A 986-nucleotide genomic window follows, 5' to 3' on the forward strand; every position below is an offset into this window, starting at 1 on the left:
ATGCTGAGGATGTGGCTGCTAAGGAAGGTGTACCATCTGCTGATATTCTTCATGCAGTGATGTCTCAGAAAGGTGGTATTGAAGCAACGTTCAAAGATGGTTTCGGGAAGGATGCAATTAAAGGCCGTGTTAACACTGCTGTTAAAGCATACAAAACCGAACGTCGCATTGCTGCTCAGAACAACCTGAAAGAAGCTAGTGAGTTTATCCAGAAACGTTTAGGTGAAGCTAAGGTTCCTAAGTCTCGTGAAGAACGTAATGAAAATATTCGTTTCAACATGAAGGCAAATGATGTTCCTGACGAAGTAATCAAAGAAGCATTTTCTCGTGCTCGCGCGCGTACTAACAGTGAAGATGTCACTGCTCGTGAAGTTGCTAACCATGCGAAAATGATTCTCCGTGAGAAGACTAAAATCGGTGAAGCTAAGAGACCTGAGAATAACCCTGAACACATCGAGCATTCCCGTAAAGCCCTTAAAGAGCATATTAAGAGTTTGGATGTTGACCCAATTACCAAGAATAAACTGAATCGTGTAATTAGTAACTTCACTACTTCTAAGACTGGTAAACGTGGTGCTCTATCTGCTGAAGAAAGTGCAGATGCAATTGCAGCAATTCATCATGAGATTGAAACACGTCACAAAGAAGCGCAGGAATTGATTAAGAAATATCCGAAAGGTTCCGAAGCATCTAAACGTGCATTTGAGAAAGCTCAGAAAATTGAAGAGGCCATTAAGCAGTCTAAACAGACTGTAGGCGCTTTGAAGGATGGACTTGAACAAGCACGTCAGACTCAGGAGAAAGTTGAACAGCAGGCCGCACAGGAAGCACAACAGGCTAAGTTGGATGCATCTCATATCCGCGACCAAGAACAGCGTATTGATCGTGCTGTTAAGGAAGAGGAACTGAAGGAAGAGAAAGCTCGTTCTGAGATTAGAAATGATCTCGAGGAGACTCTGAAAGAACGTGGCACTGATGAAATCAAA

1 protein-coding gene is annotated in these 986 nt (G+C 42.8%); it reads left to right on the plus strand.

Translation table 11 applies throughout. The annotated features are described in order from the left end of the window. Positions 1 to 986, plus strand: a 986-nt coding sequence (locus tag N1032_RS23880; protein ID WP_259542918.1) for a hypothetical protein, incomplete at both ends; no start/stop codon positions are given.

Origin of the sequence: Herbiconiux daphne, assembly GCF_024979295.1 — a bacterium.
Taxonomy (GTDB): Bacteria; Actinomycetota; Actinomycetes; order Actinomycetales; family Microbacteriaceae; genus Herbiconiux; species Herbiconiux daphnes.